The organism is Bacillus inaquosorum (genome assembly GCF_023238325.1).
In the GTDB taxonomy this organism is placed as follows: Bacteria; Bacillota; Bacilli; order Bacillales; family Bacillaceae; genus Bacillus; species Bacillus inaquosorum.
On sequence record NZ_CP096592.1, the window covers coordinates 2275700 to 2295127 of the forward strand.

24 protein-coding genes and 1 riboswitch are annotated in these 19428 nt (G+C 42.4%); of the genes, 8 read left to right on the top strand and 16 right to left on the bottom strand.

The genetic code is table 11. The annotated features are described in order from the left end of the window. Positions 1-270: 270 nt before the first annotated feature. The 3 genes from M1M80_RS11175 to M1M80_RS11185 are packed head-to-tail and all read right to left on the bottom strand — an operon-like array spanning position 271 to position 2577. Positions 271-1404 carry a conserved virulence factor C family protein gene (locus M1M80_RS11175; protein WP_060398868.1) on the bottom strand — a complete coding sequence of 378 codons (1134 nt, stop codon included), beginning with the start codon at positions 1402-1404 and terminating at the stop codon, positions 271-273. A gap of 59 nt (positions 1405-1463) precedes the next feature. Further along, positions 1464-2081: an HD domain-containing protein gene (locus M1M80_RS11180; RefSeq protein ID WP_060398869.1), complete on the bottom strand. Its 618-nt coding sequence runs from the start codon at positions 2079-2081 to the stop codon at positions 1464-1466. 13 nt (positions 2082-2094) lie between these two features. Further along, positions 2095-2577 (bottom strand): glutathione peroxidase, encoded by a 483-nt coding sequence (locus M1M80_RS11185; RefSeq protein ID WP_019258708.1) that lies wholly within the window; start codon positions 2575-2577, stop codon positions 2095-2097. Between the two features lie 338 nt (positions 2578-2915). Here M1M80_RS11185 and metA point away from each other — a divergent pair, with 338 nt between their 5' ends. The 4 genes from metA to cspD all read left to right on the top strand — a co-directional run bounded on the left by metA (position 2916) and on the right by cspD (position 5644). Next, complete coding sequence (gene metA, locus M1M80_RS11190) at positions 2916-3821, top strand: homoserine O-acetyltransferase MetA (RefSeq protein WP_060398870.1); 906 nt, start codon at positions 2916-2918, stop codon at positions 3819-3821. 230 nt (positions 3822-4051) lie between these two features. Next, positions 4052-5200: a diglucosyl diacylglycerol synthase gene (locus tag M1M80_RS11195; protein WP_060398871.1), complete on the top strand. Its 1149-nt coding sequence runs from the start codon at positions 4052-4054 to the stop codon at positions 5198-5200. Between the two features lie 99 nt (positions 5201-5299). Further along, a complete protein-coding gene (locus M1M80_RS11200) occupies positions 5300-5428 on the top strand; it encodes a hypothetical protein (protein WP_142394361.1) in 129 nt (42 codons plus the stop codon). Positions 5429-5443: 15 nt separating this feature from the next. Next, complete coding sequence (cspD, locus tag M1M80_RS11205) at positions 5444-5644, top strand: cold-shock protein CspD (RefSeq protein WP_003153604.1); 201 nt, start codon at positions 5444-5446, stop codon at positions 5642-5644. Positions 5645-5687: 43 nt separating this feature from the next. On the opposite strand, the gene degR is transcribed toward cspD, so the two are convergent. Next, the gene (gene degR / locus M1M80_RS11210; RefSeq protein WP_004397939.1) at positions 5688-5870 is read right to left on the bottom strand and encodes a transcriptional regulator DegR; all 183 of its coding nucleotides are present in this window, start codon (positions 5868-5870) and stop codon (positions 5688-5690) included. A 155-nt stretch (positions 5871-6025) separates the two neighbouring features. Between degR and M1M80_RS11215 the strand changes: the two genes are divergently transcribed. Further along, the gene (locus M1M80_RS11215; protein ID WP_019258711.1) at positions 6026-6295 is read left to right on the top strand and encodes a DUF2564 family protein; all 270 of its coding nucleotides are present in this window, start codon (positions 6026-6028) and stop codon (positions 6293-6295) included. A 28-nt stretch (positions 6296-6323) separates the two neighbouring features. Here the strand turns inward: M1M80_RS11215 and M1M80_RS11220 are convergent, their stop codons facing one another. Further along, entirely contained in the window at positions 6324-6506 is a 183-nt protein-coding gene (locus M1M80_RS11220; RefSeq protein WP_004397944.1) for a zinc-finger domain-containing protein, read from the bottom strand. Continuing rightward, positions 6499-7179, bottom strand: coding sequence for a ribonuclease H family protein (locus tag M1M80_RS11225; RefSeq protein ID WP_004397945.1), 681 nt, complete (start codon positions 7177-7179; stop codon positions 6499-6501). The genes M1M80_RS11220 and M1M80_RS11225 overlap by 8 nt, the downstream gene beginning before the upstream one ends. Before the next feature lie 82 nt (positions 7180-7261). Between M1M80_RS11225 and M1M80_RS11230 the strand changes: the two genes are divergently transcribed. From M1M80_RS11230 to sspL, 3 genes are read left to right on the top strand one after another with little or no spacing between them, the layout of a single operon-like run. Further along, positions 7262-7951 (top strand): queuosine precursor transporter, encoded by a 690-nt coding sequence (locus tag M1M80_RS11230; protein ID WP_004397946.1) that lies wholly within the window; start codon positions 7262-7264, stop codon positions 7949-7951. Continuing rightward, positions 7951-8349, top strand: coding sequence for a reverse transcriptase-like protein (locus M1M80_RS11235; RefSeq protein WP_004397948.1), 399 nt, complete (start codon positions 7951-7953; stop codon positions 8347-8349). The genes M1M80_RS11230 and M1M80_RS11235 overlap by 1 nt, the downstream gene beginning before the upstream one ends. Positions 8350-8389: 40 nt before the next feature. Next, positions 8390-8518 carry a small, acid-soluble spore protein L gene (sspL, locus tag M1M80_RS11240; RefSeq protein WP_004397949.1) on the top strand — a complete coding sequence of 43 codons (129 nt, stop codon included), beginning with the start codon at positions 8390-8392 and terminating at the stop codon, positions 8516-8518. 8 nt (positions 8519-8526) lie between these two features. On the opposite strand, the gene exnP is transcribed toward sspL, so the two are convergent. From exnP to ypwA, 10 genes are all read right to left on the bottom strand, one after another. Beyond that, positions 8527-9417, bottom strand: a complete 891-nt coding sequence (gene exnP, locus M1M80_RS11245) for a 5'-3' exonuclease ExnP (protein ID WP_060398872.1) — start codon at positions 9415-9417, stop codon at positions 8527-8529. A 99-nt stretch (positions 9418-9516) separates the two neighbouring features. Beyond that, positions 9517-9663, bottom strand: coding sequence for a hypothetical protein (locus M1M80_RS11250; protein WP_003230761.1), 147 nt, complete (start codon positions 9661-9663; stop codon positions 9517-9519). A gap of 75 nt (positions 9664-9738) precedes the next feature. Further along, positions 9739-9996, bottom strand: a complete 258-nt coding sequence (locus M1M80_RS11255; RefSeq protein WP_004397958.1) for a YpbS family protein — start codon at positions 9994-9996, stop codon at positions 9739-9741. 64 nt (positions 9997-10060) lie between these two features. Next, positions 10061-13642, bottom strand: a complete 3582-nt coding sequence (gene dynA, locus M1M80_RS11260) for a dynamin GTPase (RefSeq protein WP_060398873.1) — start codon at positions 13640-13642, stop codon at positions 10061-10063. A gap of 174 nt (positions 13643-13816) precedes the next feature. Continuing rightward, entirely contained in the window at positions 13817-13906 is a 90-nt protein-coding gene (gene fbpC / locus M1M80_RS11265; RefSeq protein WP_100069434.1) for a Fur-regulated basic protein FbpC, read from the bottom strand. A 70-nt stretch (positions 13907-13976) separates the two neighbouring features. After that, complete coding sequence (gene bpsB / locus M1M80_RS11270) at positions 13977-14483, bottom strand: alkylpyrone methyltransferase (protein WP_004397961.1); 507 nt, start codon at positions 14481-14483, stop codon at positions 13977-13979. A 3-nt stretch (positions 14484-14486) separates the two neighbouring features. Then, entirely contained in the window at positions 14487-15584 is a 1098-nt protein-coding gene (locus M1M80_RS11275; RefSeq protein WP_060398874.1) for a type III polyketide synthase, read from the bottom strand. 72 nt (positions 15585-15656) lie between these two features. After that, positions 15657-16973 (bottom strand): xanthine permease PbuX, encoded by a 1317-nt coding sequence (gene pbuX / locus M1M80_RS11280; protein ID WP_060398875.1) that lies wholly within the window; start codon positions 16971-16973, stop codon positions 15657-15659. After that, positions 16970-17554, bottom strand: coding sequence for a xanthine phosphoribosyltransferase (xpt, locus tag M1M80_RS11285; protein ID WP_004397964.1), 585 nt, complete (start codon positions 17552-17554; stop codon positions 16970-16972). The genes pbuX and xpt overlap by 4 nt, the downstream gene beginning before the upstream one ends. Positions 17555-17644: 90 nt before the next feature. Further along, positions 17645-17744, bottom strand: a riboswitch (purine riboswitch). A 141-nt stretch (positions 17745-17885) separates the two neighbouring features. After that, entirely contained in the window at positions 17886-19391 is a 1506-nt protein-coding gene (gene ypwA, locus M1M80_RS11290; RefSeq protein ID WP_019258718.1) for a carboxypeptidase, read from the bottom strand. Positions 19392-19428: the final 37 nt, after the last annotated feature.

Genomic DNA, 19428 nt, shown 5'->3' on the forward strand with positions numbered 1-19428 from the left:
ACTTTCAATTGTTAGACTGGATTTTATTTTAACAATTTTCAGTTTATTTGTGGGCTGTTTTTGCAAAAAGATAAAATACAGGCCGCCCTCGCCTTAATTGTTTCCTTCATGTTTTTATATTTATATAGTTTTCTGTCGATGTGAACCCTCCAACTATTAATATTGTTACTTACTATAAATAGTTTTCGGGCATTTTTCAACAATATTCGAAATAATTTTTATAAAAAGTGAATTCACAAAAAAAGGTGCATGATCTGCACCTTTTTCTTTCTAGTCTCCTTTTTTTCTGCTCTCTGTCATTTGTTTCCAAACCGAACCTTTTGCTTCTTCTCCATGCTCAATACGCTCAAGCGCCATTTTCACTTGAAGGCTGACCTCAAATTCGGGATCATCTTCGGCAGCGCGCAAAGCTTCAATTGCACTTTCATCGCCGACTTCGTACAGGAACATAGCCGCACGCCAGCGAACAAGCTTGCTGGAGTCGCTTAACGATTTGATCATAGCAGGAATAGCTTGAGGGTCGCCGATATCAGACAGGCAGTCTCCGGCCGTTCTTCTCACTGAGACAGCTTTGTCCTCAAGTGCCTTATACAATAAAGGAAGAACATCAGGTGTTTCAATCATTCCTAAATACACAACAGCCTGTCTTCTAATGGACACCTTGGGATCATCCAATGCCTTCTGTAAAACCGGGATATCCTCCTCTTTCGGATCCATCTGCTCGAGATGTGCATAACGCTTTTTCCAGTCCTCATCATCCAGCATATCAAGCGTTACTTTATACGCTTTGCGCTGTACAGCTTGTTTTGCTTCGCCCTTTCCCTGAGCGGCTGCTTCTGTCAGCCGTTTCAGCCGTTCATCACTGTATGCGGCCTGAAGCTCTTCTGTCACGTCATGACCGATTTCATTAAAGTCGCCGAATCTGACGCCTTGTTCTTTCCAGGCCCGCTCAAACACAACATTTGAAGCTTCAGATCTGAGTTTTAAGATCGCCTGCTGAAAGCGTTCAGGTAACCCGAAGCGCTCTTCACGCTCCCCATCCGTCAATTTGACCTGCATAGGAATGCCGCTGAACATCTGCACAAAAACTTTCACCTCTCCAAAAGACTCTTGATCAGAGCGGTTTTCTTCTGCACTTTCAGCACTTTCCATCCCAAATGCAGAGCGGACTTGCGGTAAAATGTCTTTCCAGTCGTATCTTGCGTTCCGTTCAACAGCAAGAAAATCAGCGACGTGGTAGACACCTCTAACCCCTTCTATTTTAAGGATTTCCGCTATAACAGGCGGTGCGCCTTCTGCTTGATCCGGTTTATAGTTATTGCTTTTGCCCGCCGGAAGCTCTTCCGTTAAGATGACCTTCATTGTATTCGGGCTTGGCGTAGGTTCAATTGATTTTATCTTCATGATCGTCCTCCTATAGCATATCTGTGACTTATTCTATCATAGTCACAGCAAGCCTTCTATTACGACGTTTTGGCATCAATCCCGGGTATGTCTTTTTCTAGTTGGCGGACAAAATGGATCATAAAATCATGTCTTTCTTCTGCCAGTTCCCGTGCAGTGTCTGTATTCATCATATCTTTCAGCCGCAGCAGCTTATGAAAAAAATGAGCGTAGGCGCTTTGATCATCTCCATAAAGGCTGTGGCCTTTTGCGCCCGCAAACATAAAAGTTCTCGCAATACCGACAGCACCGATCGCATCAAGCCTGTCAGCGTCCTGTACGGCTTTCCCCTCAATTGAGAGCGGCTCTTCCGCCAGCTTTTCCCTGTCCCGAAAGGACATCCTTGTGATAATATCAATCACTTTGTCAGTAGCCTCTTTTCCAACTCCGAAAAAAACGAGCTGTTCATAAACTTCACTCACTGAAAGCCTGACCGTGTCAGGCAGCTTGACATCAATTAAATCATGAACCAAAGCCGCCGTTTCAACAATGAACAAATCCGCATTTTCCTTTTCTCCAATATACACAGCAAGATCTGCAACTCTTGATACATGATGCCAATCATGTCCAGAGCTTTCGCCGGTTAGGACAGATTGAACCCATGTCCTGATTTGCTCTGTCTGCTTCAATTCCTTCACAAAAACACCCTCTTTATTGCCCTAATAGCTTCACGATAACGTCTTCCAGCTCTTTCGGATTTGTATTGGGAGAATATCGGCCAACGATTTCTCCATTTCTGTCCACAACAAATTTTGTGAAATTCCACTTGATCGCCTTAGTTCCCAGCATTCCTTTCGCATGCTCTGTCAAATACACAAACAGCGGGTGGGCGTTTTTCCCGTTTACTTCTACTTTTGAAAACATAGGAAACGTAACACCGTAATTTGTTTCGCAAAAATCCTGTATGTCTGCCTCGTCACCAGGCTCTTGGTTCATAAATTGATTGCAGGGGAACCCTAAGATCTCCAGGCCCTCCTGCTGATATGTATCATATAACTCCTGAAGCTGCTTCAATTGCGGAGTAAAACCGCATTTACTCGCTGTATTCACGATCATCAATACCTTTCCGGCAAAAGGCTGAAGTGTCATGTCTTTCCCTTTTATTGTACGTACCTTCATATGATATATAGACATGTAAGTCCCTCCTATGTCCCTGGTGCTGATTATTTTACCTTTTTTATATCTCAATTCAAAATGCAAACATCATTTATCACAACTCTTAAGAAAAGAGTCGAATGAACCTTAAAGTCAGGTGGCTCATTTTTTATCTTATCATTCTATAAAACATTACATTTACCTTCTGAGATACATCATGGAAAATCATTTTACAGTGAAACCAAAAGGCGTATCTATGCGTTTTATTTAAAGAGTTTTCCGTTGTTTCCCCATCAACCCTTATAGATAGATTGAAAATTGGCGTGAAAATTCCTATAATGAAGAAAATTAAACGGGGAAATGATGGAGGTGGCACGTTGCCTATTAATATACCAACACACCTGCCGGCAAAACAGGTGCTTGAGAGTGAACATATATTTGTAATGGATGAAAGCAGAGCATTTCATCAGGATATCCGGCCGCAAAAAATTATCATATTGAATTTGATGCCGAAAAAAATCCAAACAGAGACTCAGCTTCTCAGATTGCTTGGAAATTCGCCTTTACAGGTTCATTTTACATTTTTAATCCCAAGCACACACACGCCGAAAAATACTGCAAGAGAACACCTTGACGAATTTTACACGACTTTTTCCAATATCCGTCACAAGAAGTTTGACGGCATGATTATCACCGGTGCGCCGATCGAGCATTTGGCGTTTGAAGAGGTTTCTTATTGGGAAGAGCTCAAAGAGATCATGGAGTGGAGCAAAACAAATGTCACTTCAACCTTGCATATTTGCTGGGGCGCTCAAGCAGGTTTGTACTACCATTACGGTGTGGAAAAAATTCAAATGCCGAAAAAGATCTTCGGTGTGTTCGAACATTCCGTTCTTTCAAAACACGAAAGATTGGTAAGAGGTTTTGACGAGCTATACTACGTGCCGCATTCCCGGCATACAGATATAAATATGGAACAGCTTCAAGCAGTGCCCGAGTTAAATATTCTATCCGCATCAAAGGAAGCTGGGGTTTGCTTAATTGTGTCAAAAGACGAAAAACAAGTCTTTTTAACAGGGCACCCCGAATATGATACAAATACGCTTCTTCAAGAGTATGAAAGAGATCTGGAGCGAAACCTTTCTACTGTCGAGGCGCCTAAACATTATTTCGCAAAAGACAGCGAAGAGCCAGTGAATCGCTGGAAAGCGCATGCGACATTATTGTTTATGAACTGGCTGAATTATTACGTTTACCAAGAAACTCCTTACGAATGGGACTAATTTTTCTTTTTTTAGTGATACGCTGAGCAAAAAATATGATAAAATACATCTGATTCAGTCTGCGTATAACAAAAATTTAAAATACTGGAATCCAAATCATTTAAAATTAGCTTAATTTTTTCACTGCATTAATAATTCAATTATGTATTTGTGTTATGTTTATGTATAGACAATAACTCCTTACGATGCATGAAGCTTGCTTGTTGTTGATTACATTGAGGTGAATTTACTTGAATACCAATAAAAGAGTATTAATTTTGACTGCAAATTACGGAAATGGACATGTGCAGGTAGCCAAAACGCTTTACGAGCAATGTGTACGTCTCGGCTTTCAGCATGTAACAGTTTCTAATTTGTACCAAGAGTCAAATCCGATTGTTTCAGAGGTAACTCAGTACCTTTATTTAAAAAGCTTCTCAATCGGGAAACAGTTTTATCGTTTGTTTTATTACGGAGTTGACAAAATCTATAATAAACGTAAATTTAATATTTACTTTAAAATGGGTAATAAACGATTGGGCGAACTTGTCGAGGAACATCAGCCCGATATTATTATTAATACATTTCCGATGATCGTCGTGCCGGAATACAGACGCCGAACAGGAAGAGTCATTCCTACCTTCAACGTTATGACTGATTTTTGCCTTCATAAAATTTGGGTTCACGAAAACGTGGATAAATATTATGTGGCGACAGATTATGTGAAGGAAAAACTGCTGGAGATCGGCACTCATCCAAGCAACGTGAAAATCACCGGAATTCCAATCAGGCCGCAATTTGAAGAATCCCTGCCGGTGGAGCCGATATATAAAAAGTACAATCTTTCACCAAACAAAAAAGTGCTTCTTATTATGGCAGGCGCCCACGGTGTACTAAAGAACGTAAAAGAGCTGTGCGAAAATCTTGTCAAAGATGATCATGTGCAAGTGGTTGTCGTGTGCGGGAAAAATACGGCTTTAAAAGAATCTTTAAGCACGCTTGAAGCAGAAAACGGTGAAAAATTAAAAGTTCTTGGCTATGTGGAGCGCATTGATGAGCTGTTCCGGATCACAGATTGCATGATTACAAAACCTGGGGGCATTACTTTGACAGAAGCAACTGCCATCGGTGTGCCTGTCATTCTGTACAAACCCGTGCCTGGCCAGGAAAAAGAAAATGCAAACTTCTTTGAAGATCGCGGAGCTGCCATTGTCGTGAACCGTCATGAAGAGATTCTCGAGTCAGTCACTTCTCTTCTCGCAGATGAAGATACCTTACAGCGCATGAAGAAAAACATTAAGGAGCTTCATTTAGCAAACTCCTCTGAAGTGATCTTAGAGGATATCCTGAAGGAATCAGAAATGATGACATCCAAACAAAAAGCCAAAGCGCTATCTTAATGATGTTCATAGAGAGCACACGAAAATCGTGTGCTCTTTTTATTTATATTCACCCATCTATAAAAGCGGTTACATTTTTTTGCGAAATTTGCCCTTCTTTTGAAAAATAAGCAGTTTCGCAACTTGACGGGTGCTCCCAGATGGTGTATAGTTGAACCATCATTTAACAATGAATCAACGTTAAATGATGACAAAATTTTTTTTAGCACACGGGTGCTACAGTACTAGGAGGAATTAAGCAATATGCAAAACGGTAAAGTAAAATGGTTCAACAACGAAAAAGGATTCGGCTTCATTGAAGTTGAAGGCGGAGACGATGTATTTGTTCACTTCACAGCTATCGAAGGAGAAGGATACAAATCATTAGAAGAAGGACAAGAAGTTTCTTTTGAAATTGTCGAAGGTAATCGTGGACCTCAAGCTTCTAATGTTGTAAAACTCTAAACTCAATACATGACGACAAATAGAGGAGAGGCATTTGCCTCTCCTATTTGATTTTCATCTGAATTTCAATAGCCAAAATATTTTGTTTGCACCTCTGTTCAATCTCTGCAACATGCTTTTCCATTGACGGCTTCCCTTTTTTCGCGATATCCGCCAGTTCTTCTAAATCACTGTATATTTCTATAAATGTTTTGTGAAGGATCGACTTCAAGTCTTTATCATCCATAGCTGCGTTCCCCTTCTCTGCCAAGATACCTCAAATAGTAAAGCAGACCTATTTATTCTGGTTCAATAGTTATATCGGCTTATTTTCGTTTTATTTTCTATTTTGGTACATAAATTTCAAAAAAACTCTGCAAAATAGTTGCGGAGGTGTTTTTTGTGACATCAGAATTTCATAAAGAGGATCAGACTGGATTTACTGATAAGCGGCAGCTGGAACTAGCGGTGGAAACAGCGCAAAAAACGACAGGAGCTGCGACGAGAGGCCAAAGCACAACATTAGTCGATTCCGCATACCAAGCTATTGAGGATGCAAGAGAACTGTCACAATCTGAAGAGCTGGCAGCTCTCGATGATCCTGAATTTGTTCAGCAGCAACAGCAGCTGCTGGATGATAGCCAGCATCAGCTTGATGAATTCAAAGAATAAAAACCGCAGCTTCTGCGGTTTTTATTCTTTAGTGATTGGTTAAAACATCGCCGTATGCTTTCAGCTTTTCACCCACCGTACATTTATTAATGCAAAATGAATGCGCATAGGTTTTGCCAAATTCCTTGCGAAATTGCTTCTTAATAAAACAATCCTTGCAGTATTCATCGTGCAGTTCTGTCAGTTCTTTAAAAATCATTTTCTTATCCAATATCGTCATCTCCGTTACGGTCTAATTTCGTGTGGCTTTCTACGAATTGATGGGATAGAATTTTTTTAGCGAGGCCGTCAGCTTCCTGGTTGTCTTTCCGCTGTATGGTTTCGTAGGTTGGGGTAAGCTTCAGCGATTCAAGGAGTGCTTCTATTTTGTCCAGCCATTCATTATGCGACGGATCATAGCAAGGCCAGCTGCCGTCAAGCTGATTCAGCACAACAAGTGAGTCCCCTTTGATCGTAATTGAATTTCTGCTTGCCCCAAGCTCTCTTACTTCTCTTATTGCTTCATATAGCGCCGCGTATTCAGCTTCATTATTGGTTTTCAGCCGGAAGCTTTTATTTTTTCTCAAGCGATGCCGGATTCCTCCCAATGAATAATAAATGACGATTCCGAGTCCGGCCAGTTCGCTCTCCTTATCGAAACTGCCGTCAAAGTAAACAGTAATATCATCAGGCTCTTGAGCAAGCTCCTCGGTTAGCTTTTCCAATTCCTTCAGCGTCCAGCTGCCGCCTTTCTCGTCTTCAAACTCGAGCTCTTTCATGTATGGAAAACGGCTGAGTTCTCTGGCTAGCATACGTGCTTGCTGAGCAGTCAGCCAGTCTTCACCCAAAAATGAGACGGATCCCGTCCCTTTTGCTTCTATTTTCATATGCGGTCTGAGCTTCATTACGATCACCTTACCATTCATTAGTTGCCGGGCTTGTGCTATAATCAAACCAATCTAATCCCGGAAAGGAAGCTTTTTCATTTTGTTTAATAATTCGTTTTGGATCATTTTTGCGATCATTCATTTTATCATTGTTCTTTTATTTTATAAAGGATTTGGCAAAATGGGACTGTTTGTTTGGATCGGTTTTGCGACAGTCTGCGCCAACCTTCAAGTCGTCAAGACAGTCGAACTGTTTGGCTTAACAGCAACGCTCGGGAATGTGATGTACGGCACAATCTTTTTTGCGACAGATGTGCTGAATGAAAAATACGGACCGGCTGAAGCTAGAAAAGCGGTATGGCTCGGATTCTCAACGCTCCTGACGCTGACATTTGTCATGCAGGGCGTGCTGCTTTTTGAACCGGCTTCCAGCGACATATCACAAACTGCGCTGGAAACAATTTTCGGATTCCTTCCACGAGTCGCGTTAGGAAGTCTGCTTGCCTTTATCTTCAGCCAAACGCTGGATGTTTATGTATATTCGGCAATTAGAAGGATATTTCCTTCTGATCGGCTTTTATGGCTCAGAAACGGCGGCAGTACAGCAGTCAGCCAGCTGTTTGATACACTGATATTTACTGGTGTCGCTTTTTTCGGCATTTATCCGGCAGGCGTTTGGCTTCATATTTTTATTTCTACATATTTGATTAAGTTTGCGGTATCTTTGATTTCATTGCCTTATGCTTATGCAGCGAAAAAAATGATACCAAATGATGAAAGGAGTTCATAATGCCTACAGAAATTTATGTAGACGGCGCAAGCGCCGGTAATCCCGGGCCTTCCGGTGTCGGCATTTTTATCAAACATGAAGGAAAAGCAGAATCTTTCTCTATTCCAGTCGGAATGCATACAAACCAGGAAGCGGAATTTCTTGCATTAATTGAAGGGATGAAGCTATGTGCAGAGCGCGGTTATCAATCTGTTTCCTTTCGAACCGATTCAGATATTGTGGAACGGGCCGCTGAGTTTGAAATGGTCAAAAATAAAACATATCACCCGTATGTAGAAGAAATCATCCGATTAAAAGCGGCCTTCCCTCTTTTTTTCATCAAATGGATACCGGGCAAGCAAAACCAAAAAGCCGACCAGCTGGCAAAAGAAGCGATTCGGCTGAATGATAAGAATTAAATCTCGATCAATGGTCATCCTAATGACGAGGTGAACAAACATGAAAAAGAAAGATAAAGGCCGGCTGACCGGCGGTGTGACTCCGCAAGGCGACCTGGAAGGCAATACACATGATGACCCTAAAACAGAGCTTGAGGAAAGAGCCAAAAAAAGCAATACAAAACGCTAGAGAAGATCTTACACGATCTCTCTAGCGTTCAGCTTTTCGAGCATACGCTCAATTCCTTTGATTTGGTGGCGGCGAAGCATGTCAGCCGCCTGCTCCATTTGCAGTGTAAATAGAGCGTCTTTCAGTGTGCAGACCAGCGGCACAGAGCAATGAATTTCCGCAAGCTTCCTCGACATCTCCAAATCGCTCAAACCTTGCTGAATTTTCCCCTGCTGCCCCTTCGGAAGCAAAGAAAGATTTTCTAATAAACGGTCAATCGTTTCGTATTCACGAATCAGTTTGTAGGCTGTTTTTTCTCCAATCCCTTTGACACCAGGATAGTTATCACTGGAATCACCCATAAGCGCTTTAATATCAATCAAAGCTTTCGGCAGGACGCCTGTTTCTTCATAAAAAGTCTCTTTTGTATAGACTTTATAATTTCCGATTCCTTTTTGGAGCAAGGCCACACTCACTTCATCCGTTAACAGCTGAAGTAAATCTCTGTCCCCTGTTACGATTGTAATGTCAGCTTCATTTGCAAATAAACCGGCAAGAGTTCCGATACAATCATCCGCTTCATACCCGGCAAAGCCGATGTTCATAATCCCAAGCTCAGCGGCCGCTTCCTTTGCCAAATCAAACTGCGGAATAAGCTCTACAGGCGGTGCACTGCGGTTCGCCTTATAATCTTGGAACAGGTCATTTCGATACGTTTTGCTCCCCATGTCCCAGCAGCAGACGACATGTGTCGGCTGGAATGTTTCCACAGCTGTGATCAAATGCTTTAAAAACCCGTTGACGCCGTTCGTCGGCACCCCGCTGTCATTTATCATAAAGTTGCGATGCACGGCCGTGGCAAAAAACGCCCGGAATAAAAGAGCCATGCCGTCAACTAGCAATAGTTTATTATTATTCATAAGATAACTCCCTTTTCTTTCATTCTTTCTATTTTACCATAAAGCAGCCTAAAAATAAAAAACAGCATCTCTTCGATTAGAGATACTGTTTTAATAACATCAGTCGTTGTGTCTTTTGTTGCTGGCGATCAGCTTTTCAGCTTCGCGTCCTGCGTAAGAGTCAAAATGGGTTTGAAATCCGTTTTTCTTTTTGGCATTGTTATTCGCCTGTGCATTTCTGTTTCCCAGCTTTGTTCTGCCCAACATGAATCCCCCCTTACGTCGGATACACATAGTATATGCTTCCGGCAGGAGATTCACTCGCGACAGGATCATCCAGCTTTACATACGGCTTACGTATTCTCTGACCATTTCCGTTGATACAAGGCGTCTTGTCGGTACGATCCCTTTTTTGGCGAGCTGATTGATCTGCTCGGTAATTTCATTAATCGCATCTGTAGTAAAAGGCTCATCGTTTTTGCATTTTGAAACCGCTTCTTCAATGGCCAGTTCACGCATGTTTTCAAGACGCATAAATGCTTTGATATGCTCGTGCTGTTTTGATGAATGTGCTGAAATTGCTTTATGTACCTCTGACATGAATCGTTCATCTCGCTTTTTTCTATTTAGTCTATCATGACTTGAAATACAAGCCAACTGAATTTTACATTTTTATTGTATTGTCTGATCTTTTCCAGGAGATGCATGCTTGGTATGCCTTTTCAATTTCTTTCGCATGTTCCCCTTCCCCATATCCTCCTAAATACGTATCTTTTTGATCTTTTATTTGTGTCATTGCTTTTTCAGCCATATCTTCCTGCAAGCGCCTGAGGTGATCTGTGTAATGAGAGATAAGGCTTTCTTCTTCATTTTTCACCCAATCCTCTGTGATTTTCGTGAGCTTCATCCGTACAGCTTCGATGAAGGCCGCTTTTCCTTTTTGTTCAAAAAAGTGCTTCGGTGATTTGACCTCTTTTTGTTCCTGCTCGAAGGCACGTACATCTATTTTCGGTTCAACTTCCTTCAGCTGTATGCCGGTCGAATGCTGATCACCCGCATAAATGGAAAAATAACCGTCCGCGTTTAATGTTTTTTGAAAGCTTTCCAGCCACTCTTCGGTGATATGCCGCTCGATGAAACCGCTCATACGAACATCAAGTGTTTTGATTTCCTGAACATATTCAAACTGATACTCATGTAAGGCGATTTTCATTGCCTTCCCGACGTTCTTTTTCCAATCCCCGTTCTGAAGCCCCGGATGAAATGCTGATTTTAGTAAATCATTCGCAAAAAAAGATAGTCGCTGTGTTATGTGATAAAGCTGCTCTCTTGTATCTTTTTTTACCTTCTCAATGATGGTTTCTGAGTTCCGCCGTTTCTCGATTTCGGCTGCTGTCCGCTCAAATGACAGCATAAGGCGCTGTTTCTGCGCTTCCTTTTCTTCCTTGGACTGATGCTGTGATTGGTGAAGCTGGAAAACAGTTTCGCATAGTTTGTCTGCTTCCGAACTGAGTTGTGCAGCTGCGGCTTTTTTTACATCAACTTCGATAAACCGGTCTAAGTGCGTTCTTACTTTCGGGAACTGGTTATAAAATGATTCCGATTTTCCCAGCAGTTCCTCCTTACTTGATACGGTAAAGAGCTGCGGACTATGAATCCCTTCTTTTACAAGCTCTGTGCTGACATAATCGGTCACTGTTTCCAGCTCTGATTTATCTTTCGCAAGGTCTGATGCATTAATGACGAAAAACATTTTATCCATGCTGAGCGATTCTTTCACCAGCCCGAGCTTGCGCAAAAACGAACGGTCTCCTTTCGAGAAGGAGTGCTGATAATAGGTCATATAAAAAAACGCATCGGCATCTTTAATATATTGGAACGCCAGCTCTGTATGCCGTTTATTCATGCTGCTCGCGCCGGGCGTATCAACTATTGTAATCCCTTTTTCAGTCAGCGGGCATGTATAATAGACCGTTACCTCTTTCACAGCGCAGGCCGTTGCCTCCTCTGCCACATACGGCTTTAATTCAGACAGCGGAATCGTTAATTTCTTTTGTTCCTGTATATATTGGTGATACTTTTCGTATGCAAGCAGGAAGTTGCTGATTAATTTAATATGTTCTTCCTGCATCCGGCTTTTTTTGACTGCCTTTTCCCACTTCTCTGTGAAAGAACGGCCTGTCGGTTCTTCTTGTATCCCGGTGAGCTGCAAAATGTCAGCCGTTATGTCATCCTCCGTCTTAAACACCACATCCGCTGTTTTGTTGATGTTGCCATTGGCTGGTTTTGTGATTTTGTTAATTGTGGCTGTGGTTGGCGTTGGTGAGGACGGCAGCACCCTTTCGCCGACAAGCGCATTGGCAAATGATGATTTCCCCGAGCTGAATCCTCCAAAAAGCGCAAGTGTAAATTTCCGTTCCTCAAGCCTTTTAATCCTTTCCCGAAAGGCTGAGGTTTGCTTTGACAGCATACTGTACTCGCCTAAACGGTCAGATAATGTGTAAAAACGTTTGATCTGGTCTTGAAGCGGCAGTTCTTGTTCCATTTTGATTTCTGGTTTCTGTATTGGCTGCTGTGTCTGCTGGCCTTGACTTCGTTTCTGTTCTGGAGCCGCCACTGTTTTTTTCTTCGTTTTAAACCAGTCAGTGTCTATGTGCATTGGGCATGCTGACTCTTCTTCCCAAATGGCCCATAAGCGATCGGCTTTCTCGCGGGCATTATTCTCTAAACGGGCCTGTTCTTGGAGAAGGACAAGTTTTTCTGATTCCTGAATGAGCCGGCCATTGATCGTTTGCACGTCTTCGGAAACACGCTCTTTCAGCATCGCGGCCAGCGCCTTTATGATGTCTGCCGCTTCTCTCTTCGCCTCTTTGCGGATAAGCTCTGCCAAGTCTTTTGTATATTGCAATACATATTCAGAAGAAAAAGCTGCACCATGCTTGACCGCGCGTTCAATGATATCAATTTCAAGCGGAGTGCGATAGGCCTGAATCAGCTGTTCACTTTCAACTGTATGAACATCATATGTCTTGGCGAGTTTATGGAACGTGTCTATCATATGCCAATCTGCTTCGGCCTCTGTTCGTTTTGTCACATCAGAGAATAAAGCATTCCGTCTTCTATCTCTTTCCTGTGCAGTTTTTGCTTTAGAAAAGAAAAAGCCGGTTTTAAAAGAAGGCTCTCGCGATTCTAGAAATGCAGCTGCCAATTCACGCATTTCAAAAGGCGTCAGGTTGGCGTTTTTTAAAATTCGATTGATTTCTTCCTGCATCCTGTTTTCTGCCTCAGTCGCTTGTTTTGCCGCCTCATCCAATTGATTACCCAGCGATTGGACCAGATCAGTTTGTGTATCAAGCTGTTCAGCAAAGCTTGGACCGTCTGTTTCGTCTTTCAAAAGCATTTCGGTATGTTCCTTCAGCAGATTGCGGACTTTTTGTTCTGTTAAAGCCTGCAAATTGCTTTTTGATTGTTGTTTTATTCTTTTTAATTCTTCTCTCAGGCTCCCAATCTGATTGAACGGATGATTTGGTTCTGTTACTGACGTAAAATAAAGTGATTCCTTTGAAATGCCTTCATTGCAAAGCATCTCCTCTACCTGTGTTTTATAGTCTTCAAAGTGTGTCTCCTTCTCATCATGCCGGTCAATTTGATTAACGATAAAATACACATTCGGAATGCTTTCTTTTATCGACCTGAGAAACTTAACATTTTCCTCAGAGTGCACGTGATTATAGTGAACGACGTAAAACAGCGCATCCGCCTGATGGAGTATAGACGCCGCCGACAGAAAATGCGCATCATCTGTTGAGTCAATCCCGGGGGTGTCAATATACGCAACTCCGGAGTCGATCTCAGTATACCGGTCAAAAATTTCAACGCTTTCAATTTGCTCGCCGTCTTTGCAATATTGCTGCACCTTGTCTTTCTGATAAGCCCCCTTCAGCTCAGCGTATGCTCCGTCTGTTGTATGAAGCCGAACACGCTTTTCCCCGTTTCTGATCACAACAAGGTTAGCACTTGTCGGAATCGGGCTTGTCGGCAAAATATTCTCCATTAACAGGCAGTTCAGCAGTGAAGATTTCCCCGCTGAATAATGCCCGGTAAATGCGATATAAACCTCTTCATCAGCCGCTTTTTTCATGACTGCTGCCAGTTTAGCAGCCCTTTGTTCATCTTGATTCTCGATGAATTGCTTATAAATTTCACCTGTTTTGTGCAAAAGCTCTTTTCTGTTATGTTCTGTCATAAATCTGAACCCCTTTGTGCCGTTTCAATTGTGAATATTTTTCGAAAGATCTGAATACATTCCCTTTCATTTTACACAAGAATGAGCCAAATTTCTTTAAGAGAATAGAAAAAAGCCGCCATTACGGCAGCTTCTATAAAAGAAAATCTGCAACTTTGACAAGTTCCAGATTCATTAAACAGATTTATTAGAGATTCCTTTTAATACAAAACCAATTAATACACTATATGTACAAACCGCCCCAAGCAAAAACAGCATTGTCATTTGCTTCACCATCCTGATTGAGAATCTTTTTCAAATTCATTTTAACATGAATGAAAATGATTTTCAATCGCTATTTTATGCTGTATTCCTCTAATGCTTTGTCTTCTGCACGAATTCTGACGGTTAACAAAACGGCATTTAAAATGGAAAACAGACACATGGTGACGTACGCTTGATATAGCAGCGGAATCAATAAGATTTCTAGTATAACAACAGTATAGTTTGGATGCTTCATCCATTTATAAGGGCCTTTTTTTACAAGCTCCACACCTGGAACGACAAGGATTTTCGTATTCCAATATGCTCCTAAGGAACAAAGCGCCCAATACCGCACTGCCTGCACGATTAAAATAACCGCAGCGATACCGATCCACCAGCTTGACGGCTGTTTGTTCATCAGCAGCACTTCCGCAATTAAAGACAGGAAAAAAAGGATGTGCATGATGATGATATACGGATAGTGGCTCTCACCGAATTCGATCGCCCCTTGTTTCTTTACCTTTTGTTCGTTTTGTCTGGCTACTGCCATTTCAGCTGCTCTTTGAGCGATGAGAATGGCGATCAACAACCAAAACATAAATCAAGCCCCCTTTTCCCAGCTGAATAACAGCAGCTCTGATGAAAATCCCGGCCCTAATGCGCCAATCAGTCCCCGTTCTGCTTCCTTTTTATGTCCGTTCAGCAGATGGTCTTTGATCACATACAAGATTGTGGCAGAAGACATATTTCCGTGCTTTTGCAAAATGCTTTGTGCAGATGAAAGCTTTTCCGGTGAAAGCTCGAGACTTTTGATGTATGCTTCAATCACCTTTTTTCCGCCAGGATGTGCCAAAAAAACACTGATATCAGTAAATGACAGCTGATGTTTGTCTAAAAAAACCTGTAGATTTTTTTTGAGCCATTTTTCTACCAAAGTAGGAATATCTCTTGAGAAAATGACTTTGAATCCTTGATCAGTAAAGTCCCAGCCCATAACATCTTCTGATTGTTTCATCAAAACAGATTGGGAATCCATTAACTTCGGCACAAGCTTTAGTTTTGACATTCTGCGGTCTGCCTTCTCCCCACATAATAAGGCTGCAGCAATGCCATCGCCAAAAAGTGAGGTGCCGATAAGATTGCTTTTCGTTTTATCTTCCGGCTGGAATGTCAGGCTGCATAGCTCAGCAGCAATGACAAGCACGAAAGCCTCAGGATATGCTTTGCAGTATTCGGCTGCGCGTGCAAGTCCGCTGGCCCCTCCTGCGCAGCCTAGGCCCCAAATCGGAATCCGCTTCGTATATGGAGAAAATGGAAGTTCATTCATCAGCCGCGCCTCAATGCTCGGTGTGGAAAGGCCCGTGCTGGAGACGAAAAAAACAGCATCCACTTTCTCATAAGGGATGGCTTCTTGAAAAAATCCAGGATGAGAGAGGCACTCGCGAACAGCCTCTATGCTGTGCTTAAGTGTTTCTTCTATGTATATTTGATTTTTTTCTTCGAAGTTGTGACCCTCTTTATACCATTCAATCGGCTTGACAAATTGCCTCGATTGAATTTGCCCGTTTTTAAAGGAGGTTAACAGCCGGTCAATATCTTTAAAGGAATGCTGAAACATATACCGGGCAAACTCAGCCGCTTTCTCTTGGTTTACATCGTACGCAGGAAGACTTGTTCCGATGGATAAAATAAACGCCATGCGATCACCTCTTTGCATACATTGTTCCGCAACGATCTTTTTTATATGCAAAAAACTCCGCCGCGGCGGAGTTTAGACTGCTGTTTTTTGCTCAGTGATGTCAGCTGTTTGTTCTGTTTTTTTGGCTTTAGAAAATACGTTATATACAATATTTAGAACTACTGCAGTGAAGCTGCCGGCAACAATACCGTTTGTTGTAAGGAGCGTTAAGGCGCTCGGAAGCTGCTTAAAAATATCCGGCACAACTGTCACACCGAGACCCAGTCCCACTGAGCAGGCAACGATCAGCAGATTTTCCTGTTTCGCAAAATCAATGCGGCTGAGCATTTTGATTCCATAAGCGATCACCATTCCAAACATCGCCACCATTGCTCCGCCCAAAACAGCAGATGGAATAATGGTCGTAAAAGCAGCGATCTTCGGAAACAGCCCAAATGCCATTAAGATCACACCCGTGACAACAATTACGGCATTTTTCTTGATTCCTGTGAGCTGTACGAGCCCGACATTTTGAGAGAATGCCGTGTAAGGAAAAGCGTTAAAAATACCGCCCAGCAGCACAGCCACCCCTTCAGCGCGATAGCCTTTTGATAAATCTTTCTCTGTCAGACGGCGGTTCGTCAGGTCACCTAAGGCAAAGTAAACACCAGTTGATTCTACAAGGCTGACAATTGCAACAATGGACATCGTAATGATAGGCGCTGCGTAAAAAGACGGCGCTCCGAAGTAAAACGGCTGAATCATTTGAACAACTGCCGCGTCCGAAACGTTATCAAATTGAACTTTTCCCATAAAATAAGCAATGAAGGTGCCGATCAAAATACCGATCAAAATCGAGATAGATTTGATAAAGCCCGTTGTAAAACGGTATAGAAGCACAATAATACTCAAAACGATAAAAGCGAGAGCAAGATTGGAGAGATCTCCGAAATCTGCACTTCCTTCTCCGCCGGCCATGTTATTCATGGCTACCGGCATAAGTGTAATTCCGATAATCGTAACAACTGAGCCTGTCACGACGGGCGGGAAAAAAGATACGAGCTTCCCAAAGAAAAATGAAATGAGAATGACAAGAATACCTGACGAGATAATACTTCCGTAAACCGCTGAAACCCCGTACTCAGACCCAATCGCAATCATCGGCGATACTGCTGTAAATGTACAGCCAAGCACAACCGGAAGCCCGATCCCGAAAAATCGGTTGCTCCACACTTGCAAAAGTGTAGCCACGCCGCACATAAAAATATCAATCGATACTAAGTAGGTCAGCTGTTCGACAGTCAGGCCCATTGCTTTTCCGACAATCAGAGGAACGACAATGGCACCGGCATACATGGCGAGCACATGCTGTATCCCTAAAGACAGCGTTTTGCCAAATCCGTTTTTCATGAATGAACCTCCTGTACGAAGGACACTTTTCCTTCTTCTAATGATTGAATTCTTGCCAAAGATTCCACCCGGTAGCCTAGCTTCACAAGTTCATCTCTTCCCGGCTGAAACGACTTTTCGATGACAATGCCAAGTCCCGCAATAGAGGCTCCCGCCTGCTTCACAATCGACACGAGCCCGTGCGCTGCTTGTCCATTTGCCAAAAAATCATCGATAATCAGAACATGATCCTGATCCGACAGGTGGGTTCCTGAGACCGCAATTTGGCTTTCTGTTTGCTTCGTAAAGGAATAAACAGACGCTGTCAGCAAGTTGTCGGTGAGTGTTAAAGATTTATGTTTTCTCGCGAAGACAACCGGCACACCCAACTGCAAACCCGTCATCACAGCAGGAGCGATTCCAGATGATTCGATTGTCACAATTTTAGTAATACCGTCTTTTGCAAATCTGGCGGCAAATTCGTCACCGATTTTCTGCATAAGCAGCGGATCAATTTGGTGATTCAAAAAAGAATCCACTTTCAATACCTGATCAGATAATACGACGCCTTCTTCCTCTATTTTCCGTTTCAGTGCTTCCATCCTGTCTTACCTCCGTTATGAGAATAAAAAAAGCATTGCCCGCTCAAAAAAAGAGCAAGCAATGCTGATATAACAAAAAACCGTACACGTGCGGTCTCATTGCTCACTCATAGTCGAACATTTACGGTGTCCGGTAGAAACTTGCGTGCCATATCCACGCGATTATATGAGTGTTCCTATGATATTGTAATAAATTATATCAAGATTCTAATCTCTTGCATAGACAAAAAAACAAAATTTCCGAACTTTATTTTTATTTTCTTGATAATCATTCGTCTTTTATGTATTTTGATTCTAAAAAAGCCTGACGGCCGCACCGCCAGGCTTTTGATTACGACAGATAGAGATTTGAATATTTGTTTGACAAATAGTCAATCAAATAACGTACATTCAGCTCTTCTCCTGTTGCATCTTTAATAATGTCTAACGGCTTTTTCCGTTTTCCGTGAATGTGCACCTTTTCCGTCAGCCATTGTTTTATCGGATGAAATTCCCCTCTTTCCAAAAGAGTGTCAAACTCAGGCAGATCCTCGAGCATTTTTTGTTTCAGCTGAGCCGCATACATGTAGCCAAGCGCATAGGATGGGAAGTAGCCGAAATCTCCTCCTGCCCAATGGACGTCCTGTAAAATCCCCTCTGCGTCCGTCTGTGGTGTAATCCCTAAGTAATCCTGGTATTTTTGATTCCAAAGCGACGGCAGTTCTTCTACAGACACTTCATTGCTGAAAATCGCTTTTTCAATTTCATATCGGATGATAATATGAAGAGGATACGTTAATTCATCCGCTTCAACCCTGATGAAGGAAGGTTTTGATTCATTGATTGCACGGACAAAATCATCCAGTGAGATGTCCTTGAACTGTTTAGGTGATGCTTCTTGAATCTTCTTATAGTACGGTGTCCAAAAATGCTTGTTGCGGCCGATAAAATTCTCGTAAAATAATGATTGAGATTCATGGATTCCCATCGATGCACCGTCTGACAAGTTCGTGCCGCTCAGTGCTTCGTCAATATTTTGCTCGTATATCGCGTGACCGCACTCATGAATGGTGCCAAAGATCGCCGTACGGAAATCTTTTTCATCATATCTCGTCGTGACCCTAACGTCTCCGCGGTTCATCGTGGTCGCAAACGGATGAACAGTTTCATCAAGCCGTCCGCCATCAAAATCGTAGCCGAGCTCCTGTAAAAAATACAGGCTGAGCTCTTTTTGCTTTCCTTTAGGGAACTCTCTTGTGATAAAGCTTGTATCTGGTTTATTTCCGGAAGCTGTCACCTGCGCAACAAGAGGAATAATCGCTTCCTTGAGCTCGGAAAACAGCTGATCAAGCACCTTTACCGTGACACCCGGCTCAAACAAATCAAGCAATGCATCATAAGGATGCTCTTGATAACCCCAATATGTAATAAAACGTTTATTGAATTCAATCAGCTGCTCTAAATATGGGGAAAACAAGCTGAAATCAGATTTCCCTTTCGCTTCTTCCCACGCGGTTTCTGCCTTTGAACACAGAATTACGTATTCCTTGTATTCAGCCTCAGGGATTTTTTTATTCTCTTCATACTCTTTTTTCGCTAGCTCCACTGCCTTTTTCGTATCTTCAGATAAGTCATCAAATCGTTCATACAGGGCATCAATAAGCTCCTTCATCCGATCTGATGTTTGGATATTGAATATATCTGTTGAAAGCTGTCCGATACTTTCGGCACGGTCCTCTGAGCCGTTTTTTGGCGCACCTGTTCTGGAGTCCCAGTGCATTAACGCAACTGCTTCGCTGTAATGTGAGATTCTTTTTAAAAGATCAAAAAATTCCTTTTCATATGTATGTATCTCCATATCCATTCCCTCCCTATTCTAGCCGTTCCATTACAGG

Coding starts and splice junctions, on each gene's coding strand:
- M1M80_RS11175 (WP_060398868.1), bottom strand. CDS start 1,404: ATGAAGATAAAATCAATTGAACCTACGCCAAGCCCGAATACAATGAAG.
- M1M80_RS11185 (WP_019258708.1), bottom strand. CDS start 2,577: ATGTCTATATATCATATGAAGGTACGTACAATAAAAGGGAAAGACATG.
- cspD (WP_003153604.1), top strand. CDS start 5,444: ATGCAAAACGGTAAAGTAAAATGGTTCAACAACGAAAAAGGATTCGGC.
- degR (WP_004397939.1), bottom strand. CDS start 5,870: ATGGATGATAAAGACTTGAAGTCGATCCTTCACAAAACATTTATAGAA.
- M1M80_RS11225 (WP_004397945.1), bottom strand. CDS start 7,179: ATGAAGCTCAGACCGCATATGAAAATAGAAGCAAAAGGGACGGGATCC.
- M1M80_RS11235 (WP_004397948.1), top strand. CDS start 7,951: ATGCCTACAGAAATTTATGTAGACGGCGCAAGCGCCGGTAATCCCGGG.
- sspL (WP_004397949.1), top strand. CDS start 8,390: ATGAAAAAGAAAGATAAAGGCCGGCTGACCGGCGGTGTGACTCCGCAA.
- exnP (WP_060398872.1), bottom strand. CDS start 9,417: ATGAATAATAATAAACTATTGCTAGTTGACGGCATGGCTCTTTTATTC.
- M1M80_RS11250 (WP_003230761.1), bottom strand. CDS start 9,663: ATGTTGGGCAGAACAAAGCTGGGAAACAGAAATGCACAGGCGAATAAC.
- M1M80_RS11255 (WP_004397958.1), bottom strand. CDS start 9,996: ATGTCAGAGGTACATAAAGCAATTTCAGCACATTCATCAAAACAGCAC.
- dynA (WP_060398873.1), bottom strand. CDS start 13,642: ATGACAGAACATAACAGAAAAGAGCTTTTGCACAAAACAGGTGAAATT.
- fbpC (WP_100069434.1), bottom strand. CDS start 13,906: ATGACAATGCTGTTTTTGCTTGGGGCGGTTTGTACATATAGTGTATTA.
- bpsB (WP_004397961.1), bottom strand. CDS start 14,483: ATGTTTTGGTTGTTGATCGCCATTCTCATCGCTCAAAGAGCAGCTGAA.
- M1M80_RS11275 (WP_060398874.1), bottom strand. CDS start 15,584: ATGGCGTTTATTTTATCCATCGGAACAAGTCTTCCTGCGTACGATGTA.
- pbuX (WP_060398875.1), bottom strand. CDS start 16,973: ATGAAAAACGGATTTGGCAAAACGCTGTCTTTAGGGATACAGCATGTG.
- xpt (WP_004397964.1), bottom strand. CDS start 17,554: ATGGAAGCACTGAAACGGAAAATAGAGGAAGAAGGCGTCGTATTATCT.
- ypwA (WP_019258718.1), bottom strand. CDS start 19,391: ATGGAGATACATACATATGAAAAGGAATTTTTTGATCTTTTAAAAAGA.